This is a genomic window from Paenibacillus sp. J22P15, from assembly GCF_056269345.1.
This window is the reverse complement of record NZ_JBWDNT010000017.1, coordinates 16,188-31,664: the sequence shown is the minus strand read 5'-3', so window position 1 is coordinate 31,664 and position 15,477 is coordinate 16,188. Positions and strand designations below refer to the sequence as shown.

14 protein-coding genes are annotated in these 15,477 nt (G+C 43.8%); 13 read left to right on the top strand and 1 reads right to left on the bottom strand.

All coding sequences use genetic code 11. The annotated features are described in order from the left end of the window. Positions 1 to 94: 94 nt before the first annotated feature. From tatC to AC0YN6_RS24025, 10 genes are all read left to right on the top strand, one after another. Positions 95 to 847 (top strand): twin-arginine translocase subunit TatC, encoded by a 753-nt coding sequence (gene tatC / locus AC0YN6_RS24070; RefSeq protein WP_475750089.1) that lies wholly within the window; start codon positions 95 to 97, stop codon positions 845 to 847. Between the two features lie 122 nt (positions 848 to 969). Further along, positions 970 to 2,133 (top strand): YhgE/Pip domain-containing protein, encoded by a 1,164-nt coding sequence (locus AC0YN6_RS24065; RefSeq protein ID WP_475749958.1) that lies wholly within the window; start codon positions 970 to 972, stop codon positions 2,131 to 2,133. 72 nt (positions 2,134 to 2,205) lie between these two features. Continuing rightward, on the top strand, positions 2,206 to 2,796 hold the full coding sequence (locus AC0YN6_RS24060; RefSeq protein ID WP_475749956.1) for a TetR/AcrR family transcriptional regulator: 591 nt from the start codon (positions 2,206 to 2,208) through the stop codon (positions 2,794 to 2,796). Positions 2,797 to 2,981: 185 nt separating this feature from the next. Then, the gene (locus tag AC0YN6_RS24055; RefSeq protein ID WP_475749954.1) at positions 2,982 to 4,805 is read left to right on the top strand and encodes a heparinase II/III family protein; all 1,824 of its coding nucleotides are present in this window, start codon (positions 2,982 to 2,984) and stop codon (positions 4,803 to 4,805) included. A 33-nt stretch (positions 4,806 to 4,838) separates the two neighbouring features. After that, positions 4,839 to 5,969 (top strand): glycoside hydrolase family 88 protein, encoded by a 1,131-nt coding sequence (locus AC0YN6_RS24050; RefSeq protein ID WP_475749953.1) that lies wholly within the window; start codon positions 4,839 to 4,841, stop codon positions 5,967 to 5,969. Between the two features lie 16 nt (positions 5,970 to 5,985). Next, complete coding sequence (locus AC0YN6_RS24045; RefSeq protein ID WP_475749951.1) at positions 5,986 to 7,197, top strand: DUF2264 domain-containing protein; 1,212 nt, start codon at positions 5,986 to 5,988, stop codon at positions 7,195 to 7,197. Positions 7,198 to 7,412: 215 nt separating this feature from the next. Further along, positions 7,413 to 7,694 (top strand): co-chaperone GroES, encoded by a 282-nt coding sequence (groES, locus tag AC0YN6_RS24040; protein ID WP_054026679.1) that lies wholly within the window; start codon positions 7,413 to 7,415, stop codon positions 7,692 to 7,694. 78 nt (positions 7,695 to 7,772) lie between these two features. Continuing rightward, on the top strand, positions 7,773 to 9,407 hold the full coding sequence (groL, locus tag AC0YN6_RS24035) for a chaperonin GroEL (RefSeq protein WP_475749950.1): 1,635 nt from the start codon (positions 7,773 to 7,775) through the stop codon (positions 9,405 to 9,407). Positions 9,408 to 9,571: 164 nt separating this feature from the next. Next, positions 9,572 to 10,483 (top strand): tyrosine-type recombinase/integrase, encoded by a 912-nt coding sequence (locus AC0YN6_RS24030; protein WP_475749949.1) that lies wholly within the window; start codon positions 9,572 to 9,574, stop codon positions 10,481 to 10,483. A 426-nt stretch (positions 10,484 to 10,909) separates the two neighbouring features. Beyond that, positions 10,910 to 11,044, top strand: a complete 135-nt coding sequence (locus AC0YN6_RS24025; protein ID WP_475749948.1) for a hypothetical protein — start codon at positions 10,910 to 10,912, stop codon at positions 11,042 to 11,044. 228 nt (positions 11,045 to 11,272) lie between these two features. Here the strand turns inward: AC0YN6_RS24025 and AC0YN6_RS24020 are convergent, their stop codons facing one another. Next, positions 11,273 to 11,359 (bottom strand): putative holin-like toxin, encoded by an 87-nt coding sequence (locus AC0YN6_RS24020; RefSeq protein ID WP_268760193.1) that lies wholly within the window; start codon positions 11,357 to 11,359, stop codon positions 11,273 to 11,275. Between the two features lie 1,022 nt (positions 11,360 to 12,381). Between AC0YN6_RS24020 and AC0YN6_RS24015 the strand changes: the two genes are divergently transcribed. The 3 genes from AC0YN6_RS24015 to AC0YN6_RS24005 all read left to right on the top strand — a co-directional run bounded on the left by AC0YN6_RS24015 (position 12,382) and on the right by AC0YN6_RS24005 (position 15,471). Beyond that, positions 12,382 to 13,680: an ABC transporter substrate-binding protein gene (locus AC0YN6_RS24015; RefSeq protein WP_475749946.1), complete on the top strand. Its 1,299-nt coding sequence runs from the start codon at positions 12,382 to 12,384 to the stop codon at positions 13,678 to 13,680. Between the two features lie 70 nt (positions 13,681 to 13,750). After that, positions 13,751 to 14,641: a carbohydrate ABC transporter permease gene (locus AC0YN6_RS24010; protein WP_475749945.1), complete on the top strand. Its 891-nt coding sequence runs from the start codon at positions 13,751 to 13,753 to the stop codon at positions 14,639 to 14,641. Beyond that, positions 14,638 to 15,471, top strand: coding sequence for a carbohydrate ABC transporter permease (locus tag AC0YN6_RS24005; protein WP_475749943.1), 834 nt, complete (start codon positions 14,638 to 14,640; stop codon positions 15,469 to 15,471). Before AC0YN6_RS24010 ends, AC0YN6_RS24005 begins: the two co-directional genes overlap by 4 nt. The last annotated feature ends 6 nt before the right edge of the window (positions 15,472 to 15,477 follow it).

Here is a 15,477-nt window from a genome sequence, read left to right as displayed (position 1 = left end):
TGCTAGGCGAAGGAGGTAAGTGCAGGTGGGATCGGAAGCAACCAACAAATCGGAGCACACATCACGTAAAGCGCTTCTTCGCGAGGAAGGGCTTATGCCGCTTCTAGAGCATCTTGGAGAGCTGCGCAAGCGTATCTTCTACGTGCTTATCATTTTAACTTTAGGATTAGTCGTCGGCATTGTATTAGCTCAGCCTACCTATAACTTTCTAATGAGCCAGAAGCCTGCAAATACGATATCATTACATACGTTTTCACTTTGGGATGGAATCGGCATGTACATGAAGTTCGCATTTGTTATTGCTTTAATTATTGCTTTGCCTGTCATTGCTTATCAGCTATGGGCATTCGTAAAGCCGGCTCTCCGCAAGAATGAGCAGCGTTCCACGCTGAAATACGTTCCATTCGCACTAATTATGTTTTTAATCGGATTGGCATTTTCGTATTTTGTTGTTTTTCCGCTCGCATTTAATTTCACGAGAACAGTTTCACAGCATTTAAATCTTGAGGAAACCTATGGTATTGCGCAGTATTTCGCGTTTATGTTTAATTTACTCATCCCTATATCGCTCCTATTCGAGCTGCCGCTAGTTATTATGTTTCTAACTGCTATCCGATTGGTGAATCCAAAGCGGCTTCGCAAAATGCGTCGACTTGCCTATTTCATCATGGTAGTTATCGGAGTTATGATAACGCCGCCGGATTTCATATCTGATATATTAGTCGCAATCCCTTTAATTATTTTGTATGAGATTAGTGTGTTTCTATCGGGTACGGTATACAAAAAGCAGCTTGCAGCAGATGCAAAGTGGAAAGCTGAATACGGTGAGTCGTTGAATAAGGCATAGAAGGAAGAAGAGGAAAGTTTCTCTTCTTCCTTTTTTTTATTGACAAAAACAATATTTCCGCATAATATTTAAACAGTTGTTTTAAACAATTGTTTAAATGGAGAAAACGGGAGTGGACGATAATGAAAAATGCTTTGAAAGCTTTTATGAAACGCCCTACCACTATAGTGGGGATTTTTACTGCAATTATGTTTCAAGTGATTTTTTCGGTCATTTGGATGACGGGCTATAATGGCGTTACCGATCGAATCGACAAGCTGCATATTGCAATTGTTAATGAAGACGAGAAAATGGGTCAGCAGATTACAGGCAATCTTATTCAAAATTTACCGTTCGATATGAAGCAAATTGATAACATTGACGTGGCAAAGCAGCAGCTTGATGAGCGTGAGCTGCAGATGGTTGTATGGATACCGGCAGATTTCTCCCAGAAGACTGCGGCAGCCGATGGTACAGCAGCCATTCAATATGTTATTAACGAATCGAATCCAGCACTTATAAAGAGCATTATGAGTGGTGCAGCAGCTCAAATTACAGCAGAAGTAAACAAGCAAGCGGTGACTGGAGGTATTCAAACTGTACTGGGTAATATGCAGCTGCCGGCAGAGCAGGCAGGGGCAGCGGCGCAAGGATTATCTGAGCGTGTTACATCGGACATTCAATCAACAAATGCCATACAAGGAATGAACAATCAAATGGTTCCGATGATGCTGGTACTTGCTTCATATGTAGGGGCTATGATTATGGGGATGAATTTTGAGCAAAGCTCATTGTCGATAAGCGCGAGTGTCAGCAGATGGCATCGATTCGCAGCAAGATGTGTTATTAATGTAGCAGCAGGTGTGATCGTTTCGTTAGTCGGCTCTTCCTTGCTTGCAGCATTTGGCGGTCAGATGGCTCAAGGCTTCCTTCATATCTGGTTATTTCAGCTGCTGTTCGTATTAACATTTATATTCGTAGCGCAAACTTTTATATACTTGTTTGGTTTGAGCGGCATGTTGTTTAATATAATCTTATTGTCAGCACAGCTTGTTACCTCTGGCGCGATCGTGCCTCGTGAATTATTATCGGACTTCTACATCAAGCTGGGAGACCTTCTTCCAGCGACGTATGCAGTAGAAGGCACTATGAACATTTTGTTTGGAGGTCCAGCTGCTACAGCGGATGCATTGTCTTTAAGCATCATTGCTATTATTGCAATCGTGATTAGCGCGCTCGCTGTAGCTGTCAAAAGGCAAGCGATTCAGAAGCAGCCTTCCGCAGTCATTGCAAGTCAAAGTCGTTAATCACAAACTTGATCTTGCTGTTTAGGTGTAATTGGTTCAAAATATAAGAAATTGTTTTTATGGAGGACCGTTATGACAGCAGGAGATGCGGATATTAAAATCAGAATTTTGTCAGCAGCTAAAAAGCTGTTTGCAGAGCACGGTTTCGATAAAACGACCGTTCGGCAAATTTGCGAGGAGGCAGGAGCTAATGTCGCTCTCGTCTCGTATCATTTTGGCGGCAAAGAAAATATGTTCTGCGCTTTATTTGAGCACTATTTTCCAAATGATCGAATTGCAGAGGCAGATTCCTCGTTAAATCCGGTAGAGGGTGTTAAGCTCATTGCTCGTGAGGTAACGAATTTCCGATATAGTGATCGCGAGCTCATCAACATAATTCAACAAGAAGTGATAATGAATACGGATCGTATTAAGCATATTCGCAAACATGTCATGCCGTTGTGGGAGATGCTTCGGCAATGGCTCAAGGAGGGCAAGGAGCAAGGGGTGTTTCAATTCGGTTCTTTAGACAACACTTTAATGTCCATTATTGGCATATTGCTCTTTCACCGGAATACCGAATATTGGACTACATTAATCGAAGAAGAGCTTTCTTCGCAGGAAACAATTATTGAAGACTTAACCTCGTTCATTTTGGGAGGCTTGCACTACAAAGGACAATAGTTGAAATGAATCTTTGCCGTACACGAGAAATCGCTGTGCGGTATTTTTTTTGTTAAAGTCTTCTGCTGCTTCCAAACTATTGGTACAATTTATAAGGAATGGATAGGAAAGAATTGGATTTATGTATCAGACCCGTCAATATAGAGCCGGCAGTTCAACTGGCAGAATAGGAGCGAGGTTATAAAATGAACCGCGAACAGATATTGAAGATTTTGGAGCAGCACAGAAAAAAAGGGTTAGCGCTGCTGAAGGTTGCCAGCGGGCCAACTGACCTGACAACAGGTTTGTGGTCAGTTGATGCGAATCCGTTACTTCTGGAAGAAATCAAGGCGGAGGCCGATCAATTCCTGCTGTCTCCTGATCCTGAGCTTACCTATTTACTCTTTCAAATTTATCGAGACACTGGAGAGCGTTTGGCCTACGAACGAGTATATTTTGAAAGGCGCAAAAGGCTGAATGCATATGTCATTATGTCGCTGCAAGAGCCGGGGAATACGGATTATGAAGCTGCCGCTTTTAATATCATTTGGTCGATCTGCAATGAGTTTACATGGTGTCTGCCTGCTCACTTTAATGAGGCGAAAGAGACGCTGGACATCGATTTATTTTGTGCCGAGACGGGATTTGCACTTAGCGAGATTATGTTGTTGTTAAGCAGCCGTTTGCCTAAATTGCTGCGGAAGCGAATTGAGACAGAGGTGGAACGACGAATTTTCCATCCTTTTTTGGAGCAGGGTCCATTCGGCTGGGAGACTGCTGATCACAATTGGTCGGCGGTATGCGCAGGATCGGTTGGTGCAGCTGCGCTTCACCTCATTTCGGATTCCGATAGGCTTTCAAAAGTACTGGAGCGGGTGCTTTATTCGCTCGATTGTTATTTGTCTGGATTTGGTGAAGACGGTGCGTGTGCAGAAGGTTATTTATACTGGCAATATGGTTTCGGATATTATGTTTATTTCTCACAAATGTTAAAGGCGGCTACGGGCGGAGAAATCAACTTATTTAATTCGAGAAAGGTGAAGGAGATTGCACTCTTTCAACAGAAGTGTTTTACAGGAAACAGCACGGTAGTTAATTTCTCTGATTCACGTTCTGAAAGCGGTATCTTTATGGGGCTTAGCTGCTGCTTACATAGTGAGTATGAAGAGGTAATCGTACCAGACGCGAGTCTTCGAGCGGCTTATTCAGCAGATCACTGCGGACGCTGGGCGCCTGCGATTCGTAATTTGATGTGGGCTCGGGAAGAATGGATGCAATCAACTGCCAGCATTACGATGTGGCCTGCTGAATCATATTACTTGTCTGATGTGCAATGGCTTCTGTCCAGGCATGCGAGCGAGAATGGCGGTAATTACAGCTTTGCGGCAAAGGGCGGCCATAATGAGGAGCCTCATAACCATAATGATGTCGGACATTTCATTGTTCATGCGGATGGACAAGCTTATTTAGCCGATTTGGGCAGCGGAAAATATACGGCGCAATATTTTGGCCCGGATCGCTATACGCTTTGGTGCAATGGCTCGCAAGGACATTCTGTTCCGATCATCGAAGGTGCTCATCAGCATCATGGTGCTTTGTATCTAGCCAAGGTCTTGGAAGCGTCTACAAACGAAATTATTGATAAGCTGACTCTTGAAATCAGCTCGGCCTATGGATATTCCAAGCTGGAGCGATTGGAACGCCGTTTCATTTGGGAAAAGGAGAAGCTGCCGCGTTTAACGTTGACTGATACTTTTTGGATAGTGCCGAGCATTGCAGAACCGGTTATTACGGAGCGTTTCATTACGTATATTGCTCCCGAACTTTCTGCTGAAGGTCGAATGACGTTAACAGGAAAGCGTCAATTGAGTATTCACTTTAATCATAAGGTATGGAAACCTGTTGTGACTTCACGAAGCGATATCGATCATTATGGACAGGAACGATTCTGGTATACCCTTGATTTTCAATTAATGGCAGCATTAGATGTACCTTTGACGGCGCCTTTTATATTTCAGTTTGACTCATAGATGACTAAATCGACACGAGGAGCGAGTACGCACATGGAACAGATCAACTGGGTAAACGAAGCATGGGATAACGTACATGAGAAGGTAACGAGAACGAGCAGCCGGATTGGGGCAAGGTTTCCGCATGCAAGCGTAGATGGCGCTTATGTGCTTGAAGCTCCTCATTGGTGGACGGCTGGCTTCTGGCCGGGCTTGCTATGGTTATTGTACCGTGACCCGAAGTCGAAGGACGACCGTTACAAGGATATTGCGGAAGCTTGCGAGCAGCAATTGGATGAAGTATTGACTGGATATGACCGGCTCGATCACGATATCGGTTTCATGTGGTCGCTTACGAGCGTAGCACGCTATAAGCTGCTGAGAGAAGAGCAGTCGCGTAAGCGTGCACTGCTTGCTGCGAGTGTACTCAGCGGACGTTTCAATGTGAAAGGTAATTATATAAGAGCTTGGAATCCTTGGGGCGAGGGTGAACGCAACGAGGGCTGGGCTATCATAGATTGTATGATGAACTTGCCGCTCCTCTACTGGGCGAGCGAAACAACTGGAGATCCGAGATTCAAGCATTTGGCGATGGCGCATGCGGATACGGTGCTTGCGCATTTCATCCGGACGGACGGCTCGGTTAATCATATCGTTATTTTTGATCCGGAAACGGGTGAATTCGTAAGCGTAAACGGAGGACAAGGCTTTGCTCCGAATTCAGCTTGGTCGCGCGGAGCATCGTGGGCGATTTATGGGATGGCGCTTAGTTATCGGTACACAGGTGAGACGAGATATTTGGAGGCTGCGAAGCGGGTCGCTCATTTCTTCTTGGCGAATTTGCCCGAGGATTCGGTGCCGCATTGGGATTTCCGTTTGCCTTCAGGCGTTGAGCATTATCGTGACACCTCCGCTGGTGCTTGTGCAGCCTGCGGCCTGCTTGAAATCGCAAAGTCGGTTCCAGATGAAGAGTCGGAACTTTACCAAGCGGGTGGAGAAAGAATACTGCACTCATTATACGAGAACTACGGCGCTTGGGATGATGATGCGGAAGAAGGCTTGATTTTGCACGGGACAAGTCATTACCCTCAGCGGAGAAACATTGACGTACCGCTAATATACGGCGACTATTTCTTCGTAGAAGGCTTATCACGGTTAAGAGGGGATTCCTCTACATTTTGGTAGAGGAGGGGGGATGAGCATGCAAATCGAAAATAGACAGCTGTTAAACGCAATACTTCCTGAACGCAAATACTGGTTAGAGCAGATGCTAGCTATTGGCGAGCCTGTACTTGCTGCGCTTGCTGAGCGCCGTCTTAAACAACGGATGCCGATTGAAATCGCAGAAGCTGCTGGAGAGAACGATGTCGAAAAAGCGGAAGCGGAACTTATAGCTGACCGAGCGAAATACACACATTTAGAAGCGTTGGGGAGACTTCTTTCCGGCATGGCCCCTTGGCTAGAGAATCAGCAATTGCAAGGGGAAGAGGATGAGCTGCGGATCCGCTACACCGAGCTCGCTCGTGAAGCAATTGATGCGGGAACTGATCCGGCCTCCCCGGATTATATGAACTTTAGCGAAGGATTTCAGCCGATAGTGGACGCTGCTTTTTTGGCGCTTGCGATTTTACGGGCTCCGATTGAGCTGGGTGAAAAGCTGGAGCAACGTGTGAAATTAAATGTAATTACAGCTCTGAAGCAAACGCGGTCAAGGAAGCCTGTATTCTCGAACTGGCTGTTGTTTGCTGCAACGACTGAAGCAGCTTTGCTAAAGCTAGGAGAGAACGACTGGGACCCTATGCGGATCGATTACGCCTTGAAGCAGCATGAGCAATGGTATTTGGGCGACGGTGCGTATGGTGATGGTCCTGATTTTCACTGGGATTATTACAACAGCTTCGTCATTCAGCCTATGCTTGTCGAAGTGCTAGCCGCAGCAGGTAATGAATATGAGGAATGGGGAGCGATGCGACCTGCCGTAACGAGCCGAGCACGGCGTTATGCAGAGGTACTTGAGCGATTAATCGGATCTGACGGCACGTATCCGCCTATTGGAAGATCGCTTGCTTATCGCTTCGGTGCCTTCCAAAGCTTAGCTCAAAGCGCATGGCTAGATGATTTGCCAAAAGGGGTAACTGCTGCTCAGGTGCGCTGTGCGTTGACAGCAACAATACGTAGAACGCTTGAAATGCCTGGGAATTTCACATCAGAGGGCTGGCTCACGATGGGCTTCTACCAGCGGGATATTGGAGAGCGCTACATTTCTACAGGAAGTCTCTATTTATGCGCCGCTGTGTTCTTGCCTTTGGGATTGCCAAGCGAGCATTCTTTCTGGAGTGGTGCTGAAGAAGCTTGGACCTCGAAGAAAGCATGGTCAGGACAAGCTTTTGGCATAGATACGGCTTTGAAATAAGGTTTCTAATAGCTTAAGTTGATCACTATGAATCCGAGTAAGCAGTAGAAAAAAATTTGGTTCCTTCTGCCTAGTGTAAATAAACGGAAAATTAAAACCAAGCACTTGAAATTAATAACGAAAATGAGTATGATAAAACTAGTTGTTAGCACTTGAAGGTTTCGAGTGCTAACGAGAATATAAGCAGCGACAAATTTTGAAGGAGGCTATTTTCAATGATCAGACCTTTGGGTGAACGCGTATTGATCGAAGCAATCGCGAAGGAAGAAACAACTGCTAGCGGTATCGTATTGCCGGATTCGGCGAAAGAAAAACCGCAAGAAGGTAAAGTGATTGCAGTTGGCAGCGGTACGCTGAAAGATGGCGTTCGTATTGCTCTTGAAGTTAAAGAAGGCGATCGCGTTCTTTTCTCCAAATATGCCGGCACTGAAATCAAATACGAAGGTAAAGAGTATTTGATTATGAAAGAAAGCGAAATCCACGCGATTTTTGAATAACAGCCCGTTAAGGGTCACATAGAAGGCAAGACATAAATAAAGCATTTCTACTTAAACTATTTTGGGAGGTTTCTGTTCATGGCTAAGGAAATTAAATTTAGCGAAGACGCTCGTCGCGCAATGCTGCGCGGAGTTGATGCACTTGCAAACGCGGTTAAAGTAACACTAGGTCCAAAAGGTCGCAACGTGGTACTTGAGAAAAAATTCGGGAGCCCGCTTATCACGAATGATGGTGTATCCATTGCAAAAGAAATCGAGCTTGAAGATGCTTTTGAAAACATGGGTGCTCAACTCGTTAAAGAAGTAGCAACAAAAACGAATGACGTAGCAGGCGATGGTACAACTACTGCGACTGTTCTTGCTCAAGCGATGATTCGCGAAGGCTTGAAAAACGTTACAGCTGGCGCTAACCCAATGGTTATCCGCAAAGGTATCGAGAAAGCTGTTAAAGCTGCTGTTGAAGAGCTTAAATCCATCTCGAAACCAATCGAAGGCAAACAATCGATCGCACAAGTGGCTTCGATCTCATCTGCTGACGATGAAGTAGGTCAACTTATTGCAGAAGCTATGGAAAAAGTCGGCAACGACGGCGTTATCACTGTAGAAGAGTCGAAAGGCTTTGTTACAGAGCTAGAAGTAGTTGAAGGTATGCAATTTGACCGTGGTTATGTATCTCCATACATGATTACTGACACTGATAAAATGGAAGCTGTCCTAGACAACCCTTACATCCTTATCACTGACAAAAAAATTACGAGCATTCAAGAGATCCTTCCGGTTCTTGAGAAAGTCGTACAATCCGGCAAGCAATTGCTAATCATTGCTGAAGACGTAGAAGGCGAAGCTCAAGCTACTCTAGTAGTGAACAAACTTCGTGGTACATTCACTTGCGTAGCTGTTAAAGCTCCAGGCTTCGGTGACCGTCGTAAAGCTATGCTTCAAGATATCGCTGCTCTAACAGGCGGCCAAGTGATTACAGAAGAGCTAGGCCTTGAGCTTAAATCGACTGGCGTTGAATCACTAGGTTCTGCTCGTCAGATCCGCATCACTAAAGAAACAACAATCATCGTTGACGGCAGCGGCAACTCCGCTGACATCGTTGCTCGCGTGAACCAAATCCGCGCTCAACTGGAAGAAACAACTTCTGACTTTGATCGTGAGAAGCTTCAAGAGCGTCTTGCAAAATTGTCAGGCGGCGTAGCAGTTATCAAAGTTGGCGCAGCTACAGAAACAGAATTGAAAGAGCGCAAGCTCCGCATCGAAGATGCCCTCAACTCCACTCGTGCAGCGGTTGAAGAAGGTATCGTATCGGGCGGCGGTACTGCCCTCATTAACGTATACAATGCAGTTGCTGCTGTTAAAGCAAATGGCGACGAGCAAACAGGCGTTAACATCGTTCTTCGTTCCCTTGAAGAGCCGCTTCGCACAATCGCTGCGAACGCTGGTCAAGAAGGTTCAGTTATCGTTGAGCGTCTGAAAAACGAAAAAATCGGCATCGGCTACAACGCAGCTACTGGCGCATGGGTAAACATGTTCGAAGCTGGTATCGTTGACCCTGCTAAAGTAACTCGTTCTGCTCTTCAAAACGCAGCTTCTGTTGCAGCTATGTTCTTGACTACTGAAGCAGTTGTTGCTGACAAACCAGAACCTAAGGGTGCTGGCGCTGGCATGCCTGATATGGGCGGCATGGGTGGAATGGGCGGCATGATGTAAGCTAGACAGGATAAGGCTTTTCAGCCTTTCTGCTCTAAACCATCAGACCATTTAGCTCCTTAAATTGAGGTTCTTTTGATTTTGATTTAAGAAGCAGTTACAGTTATAAATAATAAATCAAGCAATGACCACTTCTTAATAATTTTATTAGGGAGTGGTTTTTTGTGTTGTTAAAGTTTGCATTTAAAGATTTTCTTGATGACCGTAAGTTTAAGAATACTACACAGAAAAATATTAGGAATTACCTAACGTTACTAGGTGAGTTTGTTAACTATTGCACTGACAATGAGGTAGTAAATGTTGAGGACATTGCACAAAGCCATGTGAAAGAGTATTTGATGTTTTGTCAGGATAAAGGCAACCAAGCTGGCACAATAAATACTAAGCTGTTAAGAATAAGAGCATTCCTCAATTACATGGTAGAATGCGAAGTCATTAAGAATAATCCAGCCCACAAAGCAAAATTCCAAAAGACAGATGTAAAGATTGACGTGTTTTCAGATGAACAAATTAATCAGATGCTTAATTTTTATAGACGTATTAAGCGCAGAGAAAAAAGCTACGTTGCTTATCGTGATTATATGATTATAGTTGCGATACTTGGCACTAGCATTAGGCGTGGTGAAATTATCGGGTTGAAATGGTCTGATGTTGATTTTGAAAAACAACAGTTATCAGTCTTTGGAAAGTCGAGAAGAAAAGAATCAATACCAATGACAATGAAGCTCTCAAAAGAATTAAGAGCATATCAAGCCTTTTGTAAACAACATTGGGGTAGTGTAAATGAGTATGTATTTACTAAGCGTGACTATAATCAGTTAACTGAGAACTCGTTGATGCTAGTATTTAAGTATTTGAAAGATAAGATGAACTTCACTGATGTGAGAGTATCACCGCATACGTTTAGACACACGTTTTGTCATAGACTTGCTATGTCAGGGATGAGCGCATTTGCTATTCAAAAGCTGATGAGACTTCAGAATATTACTGTGACGATGAGGTATGTTGCTATGTGGGGGAATGAACTAAGAGAGCAGAATGATAAGTATAATCCTTTGATTAATTTGGATATATAGGTAGTTGAGTAAATTGCGATTTTACTCTACTACTTATTTTGTATGGACGATAAACTTAGCCATCAAAAGAGCACATTTACAACTTGTCTTGGGGCATGGGCAATTTACTTAAAAAACATCCAGCCAAGCAAGCAATCATAGACAGTCCAAAAGTGCTTTTGTTACAGCAACATTAATTGTATCTTTCTAATACTAGTTATCGTTTATAGGACTTTTGGCAAACTCAGAAACGAAAATGATGATTAAATAGCGCTCCATATCCATATTAAAGGCTACACGCTCATGACATCCGTAACGAGTCATCTTGCTAAGTTAAGTAATTCCCCTTCAAAATTTCTTCTTCAAAAATCACTTCTTGCTTTTCCATTATCAATCAGACCTTGAATTATTAAGTAACGATATAACAGGCCTTAGGAGGTGAAACCTATGTTGGATTTCAAGGTATTAACAGAGAAATTGATGAAGCATAAGGATGAGTTCTATACAAGAGAATTAGCAATTGAAAAGTCACGCAGAGAGCTGAATCTGAAGCTTAAAGAAGAAATGCGGCAGGGGTTTTAAGGATATTGAAGTGGTTGTAACCTGCCCGTATTGTGAAACTAAGTATATTCGACATGTAGATGGTGAGTTGAAAAAACAGTAAAGGTATCTTGATTTGATGAAATGACTGATTTATTGCTAGTGAATAAAAAAAGCCAGATCATTGAGGTAACCTGGCTTGTACGTCGGCGGCTTGTAAATGGCGGATTTATTAGTATGGTTTCAAACCAAAACTAGTGCCACTTCAGATCATTTCCTCTTGTCAATATAGGTTAACAGTGTGAGTATAAATAACCCAAATGCAAACATGATTGAAAGAGCTTGAAATATATCCATGCTTACAACCTCCACCTTTCTAGTGAGGTGTCCGCCGTGTACAAGTCGTCTAATTTAAATGTAATTTATATTGGGCATTTATGGAAGTGTTGAATGAACTAAATATATGTAAGTGCTTATTCTACATAATGCGATAAGAAGGCTATTTAAACTACAAAAATGAGGATTTATATGGCTTTTCATAGGACATTTACAGGTAGGAAATAATTCAGAGTGGAGTAATTTAACCTATAAATAAAGATAACAGCATATTTATGATCTAGTAGTTGGGACATATGATTTTCAAAATAATTAAAATGTTAAAATGTTAAAATGTTAAAAATTTGAAAAGTTAAGTGCAGGAGGATTTTTCATGAAGGCTCCAAGAGCTACAAGAAGAATGGTAGTTGATAGCGTTAAAGGCACACCTGCTGGTTGCAATTGGTAAGTACTATTTCTGTTTTTAATTGTCATAATGGTGATTTTGGCAATTATCACTCGTTAGCAAGTTTAAAAAGTAGCTCTTCAAATGTTGATTTGATCCATGATTAAATAGAATGCTGAGGAAAGATGGATATGAAACTGAAAGCTATGATGAAAGTATTTAGGTGCATGTAAAATGAGGTACTGAATATTAAGCGAATCAATGGGAAGGAGCCTAAGTAGCCGCTCACCTTTAACTTGCTCAGAGCATCTTGATATTGTTTCACAAGCCGGAGTTGCTTGATACAAGACAGTGGAAGGCAGGCGGCTTGGATGGGAAATTCATCTCAGGTCTATTTCCTGCACGTCATGAGTTATATGGCGCAGAAGGAGCGTGAAAAGATACTGATCTCTCCCAAGGATACTTTGTTATTGAATCATCATGTTTGCCGTACCATTTGAATGTTGGTGACAGTTATTTTCATTCCAATCGTTTTATCATAAAGAACGAAAAATTGTCAGATTGGATTTCGATCGAAAGCGCTTTATAGTAAAGAAGAACCGGTTCCCGAAACAAACAAGCGCATACTAAATACACGAATCCTTGGGGAGGTCTTTCTTTGAAGAAGCTATCGATCACTCTGCTCACGCTTTCCATGGTTGGTACAGCACTTTTGACAGGGTGTGGAAGTAAAGATATGAACAACGAATCATCGTCTAATGCGGCAACAACGAATTCGACCAATGCTTCGGAGGCGGAGCATGTAAAAATCAGAATGGCTTACTGGAACAAAGAAGACAGTGTGAAAACGCTGCTTGACCTAATTAAACAAAAACTCCCGAATATCGAAGTTGAATACCAATTTATCGATAACAAGCAATACGACAATATCATCTCCACGCAATTAGCCGCGGAAAACGGGCCAGACATTATTTCTGTCGGACCTCCAGCAATCGCTAAATATTCAAAGCTAGGCTACATAGCGGATATTTCGGAATTCGCAGATCGATTTAACGATGGTGGCAAAATCGTTTATTCGCTAGATGGCAAGCTATATGCACTTCCAGGCATTAGCTGGTTCGAAGGTATTTTCTATAACAAGGACATCTTCGATAAATATGATTTGAAGCCGCCGACCACATTCGAAGAAGAACTCCAGCTTCACGAAGCGCTGAAGAAGAACGGTATTAACCCACAAGCAATGGGAGCGAAATCTTGGGAACCGATGGTGAAATCGACAATGGGGCTTGTCATGAACGAGTTCCTGTCCAAGCCAGAAGGCAAAGATTTCGACGTTCAATACGGCAAAGGCCAGAAGACGCTCGATGGCAGCTGGAACGCTGCGGTTGAGAAGTGGGTCGATCTCATTAAGAAGGGCTACTTGACTCAAGAGATGCTTGGTACTGATTATGATCAGGCACTGGATGAATTCGCTACGGGCAAAGCTGCGATGTGGGAATCGGGTCCTTGGGCGCTTGATGCAATCAAACAGAAGAACCCGAACATTAAAGTTGACATGTTCCCGTTTCACGGCTCTGAGGCAGGACCGGGCTGGTTGATCGGCGGTCCTGGCGTAGGTTTTGCGGCGAACGCGAAATCCGATCATCTCGACGCAGTTAAGCAGGTGCTTGATTTGATTGCAACGCCAGAAGGTCAACAAGCGTTCTGGAATGACAACAAGGGTGGAAGCAGCTACCTGAAAGGCGTCGAATTCGATATGCCGCAGGAGTATGACGGTGTGAAGGAAACGCTCAAAGCGGGAAATATATACGCACCTTGGAATAACTGGGGAGATATTGCAGTTCCGATGATCGAAGAGTACGGCAAGCACTTGCAAGAGCTTCTCGGCGGTCAAAGCGACGTTGCTGCAGTGCTCAAGAATACAGACAAGAAGATGAAAGAACTATTGGAACAATAACATTTACAATTAAACTTACGGCAGCGCTTAACGGCGACTGCCGTAAGTTTTACAGAGAGGTTGGCGGTGTATGAGCGCGAGATGGTTGAAACGCGAATTCGCGTATGGATGGCTAGTACTGCCGGCGCTGCTCTTTTATTTGGCATTTTGCGTCTATCCCTTTATAACGATGTTCTATTTCAGTGTGACTGATTATTCAGTGCGCAAGATGACCGATTTGAACTTTGTCGGCTTTAAGAACTATATGTCTATTTTTGATAACACGCTATTGATGGCAGGTCTTAAAAACTCGATTGTTTATGCGATTCTCATGACGGTGTTCCAAACGACTTTCGGCGTCATATTAGCCGTCTTCTTGGACCGGAAGCTAAAGACAAAAAACATATTGCGATCCGCGTTCTTCTTGCCGGCCGTATTCAGTCCACTCATCGTCGGTTTCTTGTGGAACTACATGATGTCTACGTCTGACTTTGGATTAATCAATAGAGGGATCACTTGGTTAGGTTTAGAGAAGGTGAACTTTCTAGGCGACGCCGATATTGCCTTGTATTCCGTCGTGTTTACGCAGCTGTGGCAATGGACGGGATGGGCCATGGTTATTGTTCTTGCCAATTTACAAGGCATTTCGAAGGATTATTACGAAGCTTCCAGTATTGATGGAGCATCTGGCTGGAAACAGTTTTGGAAAATTACGCTTCCACTGCTGCAGCCATCGGTCAACGTGATTAGCGTTACGGCCATGATCGGCGGATTAAAGGTGTATGATATTATTCTTGCTCTGACGGACGGAGGCCCTGGTAATTCGACGCAAACGATAATGACGGCCTATATCAAAACGTCGTTTACCGAAGGTTTCTACAATAAAGGGGCTGCTTTCGGCGTCGTATTCTTTACGGCCGTCATGGCGATCACATTCGTGATGATGCGCTTCCTTGGGAAATGGGGCGAAAAAATCAAATGAGTATGCGTAAAAGAACGATGGACTACGCGGTCGAATTATTATTGGTCATCGCAGCTGCGATTGTGTTTATACCGATTTACTATTTGATTGTCACAACGTTTAAGACCGCGGAGGAAGCCACCTTGCATCCGCTATCGTTTCCATTGCACTTAACGCTGGACAACTACGTAAATGCGTGGAATGCGATGGACTACCCGCGTGTATTCTTGAACACAGCAATTGTCACGGTTTTCTCGGTTGGCGGCATTATACTATTCTCTGCAATGGCTGCTTACTCGATCGCAAGAAGAGCACATCTCCTCAATCGCGTATTGTTCTACGTGTTTCTAGCAGGGCTAATGGTTCCGTTTCAAATGGGCTTAATCAGTCTTTATCGGTTAATTATCAAATTGGGAATCATGGATCATCTGATGGCTGTTATATTTGTCAGCATTGGGAACGGCTGCGTCATCGCGATCTTCCTGTTTCATAGTTTTATTAGCTCATCCATCCCGCTTGAGCTGGAGGAGGCCGCATTTATCGACGGCTGCTCCGTTCAAGGGATTTTCTGGAGAATCGCGTTGCCGCTGCTGAAGCCAGTTATCGCGACTGTTGCGATCATCGCGACGCTGAACGTTTGGAACGACTTTCTGAATCCGCTTCTATTCCTGCAGTCGAGGGAAAACAACGTAATTCTGCTTGAGGTATATCGCAATATCGGGCAATTCTCAGTTGATTGGACGAGTCTGTTCCCGATGCTGCTGCTCGGAGTAGCTCCGCTTCTTGTCTTCTATCTGCTCATGCAAAGGAACATAATTAAAGGGGTAGCCGCAGGCGCCTTGAAAGGTTGAGGTGAG

Excerpts from the sequence above, each read along its gene's own strand:
- tatC (WP_475750089.1), top strand. The coding sequence starts at position 95 with ATGCCGCTTCTAGAGCATCTTGGAGAGCTGCGCAAGCGTATCTTCTAC.
- AC0YN6_RS24065 (WP_475749958.1), top strand. The coding sequence starts at position 970 with ATGAAAAATGCTTTGAAAGCTTTTATGAAACGCCCTACCACTATAGTG.
- AC0YN6_RS24060 (WP_475749956.1), top strand. The coding sequence starts at position 2,206 with ATGACAGCAGGAGATGCGGATATTAAAATCAGAATTTTGTCAGCAGCT.
- AC0YN6_RS24055 (WP_475749954.1), top strand. The coding sequence starts at position 2,982 with ATGAACCGCGAACAGATATTGAAGATTTTGGAGCAGCACAGAAAAAAA.
- AC0YN6_RS24050 (WP_475749953.1), top strand. The coding sequence starts at position 4,839 with ATGGAACAGATCAACTGGGTAAACGAAGCATGGGATAACGTACATGAG.
- AC0YN6_RS24045 (WP_475749951.1), top strand. The coding sequence starts at position 5,986 with ATGCAAATCGAAAATAGACAGCTGTTAAACGCAATACTTCCTGAACGC.
- groES (WP_054026679.1), top strand. The coding sequence starts at position 7,413 with ATGATCAGACCTTTGGGTGAACGCGTATTGATCGAAGCAATCGCGAAG.
- groL (WP_475749950.1), top strand. The coding sequence starts at position 7,773 with ATGGCTAAGGAAATTAAATTTAGCGAAGACGCTCGTCGCGCAATGCTG.
- AC0YN6_RS24025 (WP_475749948.1), top strand. The coding sequence starts at position 10,910 with ATGTTGGATTTCAAGGTATTAACAGAGAAATTGATGAAGCATAAGGAT.
- AC0YN6_RS24020 (WP_268760193.1), bottom strand. The coding sequence starts at position 11,359 with ATGGATATATTTCAAGCTCTTTCAATCATGTTTGCATTTGGGTTATTT.
- AC0YN6_RS24010 (WP_475749945.1), top strand. The coding sequence starts at position 13,751 with ATGAGCGCGAGATGGTTGAAACGCGAATTCGCGTATGGATGGCTAGTA.
- AC0YN6_RS24005 (WP_475749943.1), top strand. The coding sequence starts at position 14,638 with ATGAGTATGCGTAAAAGAACGATGGACTACGCGGTCGAATTATTATTG.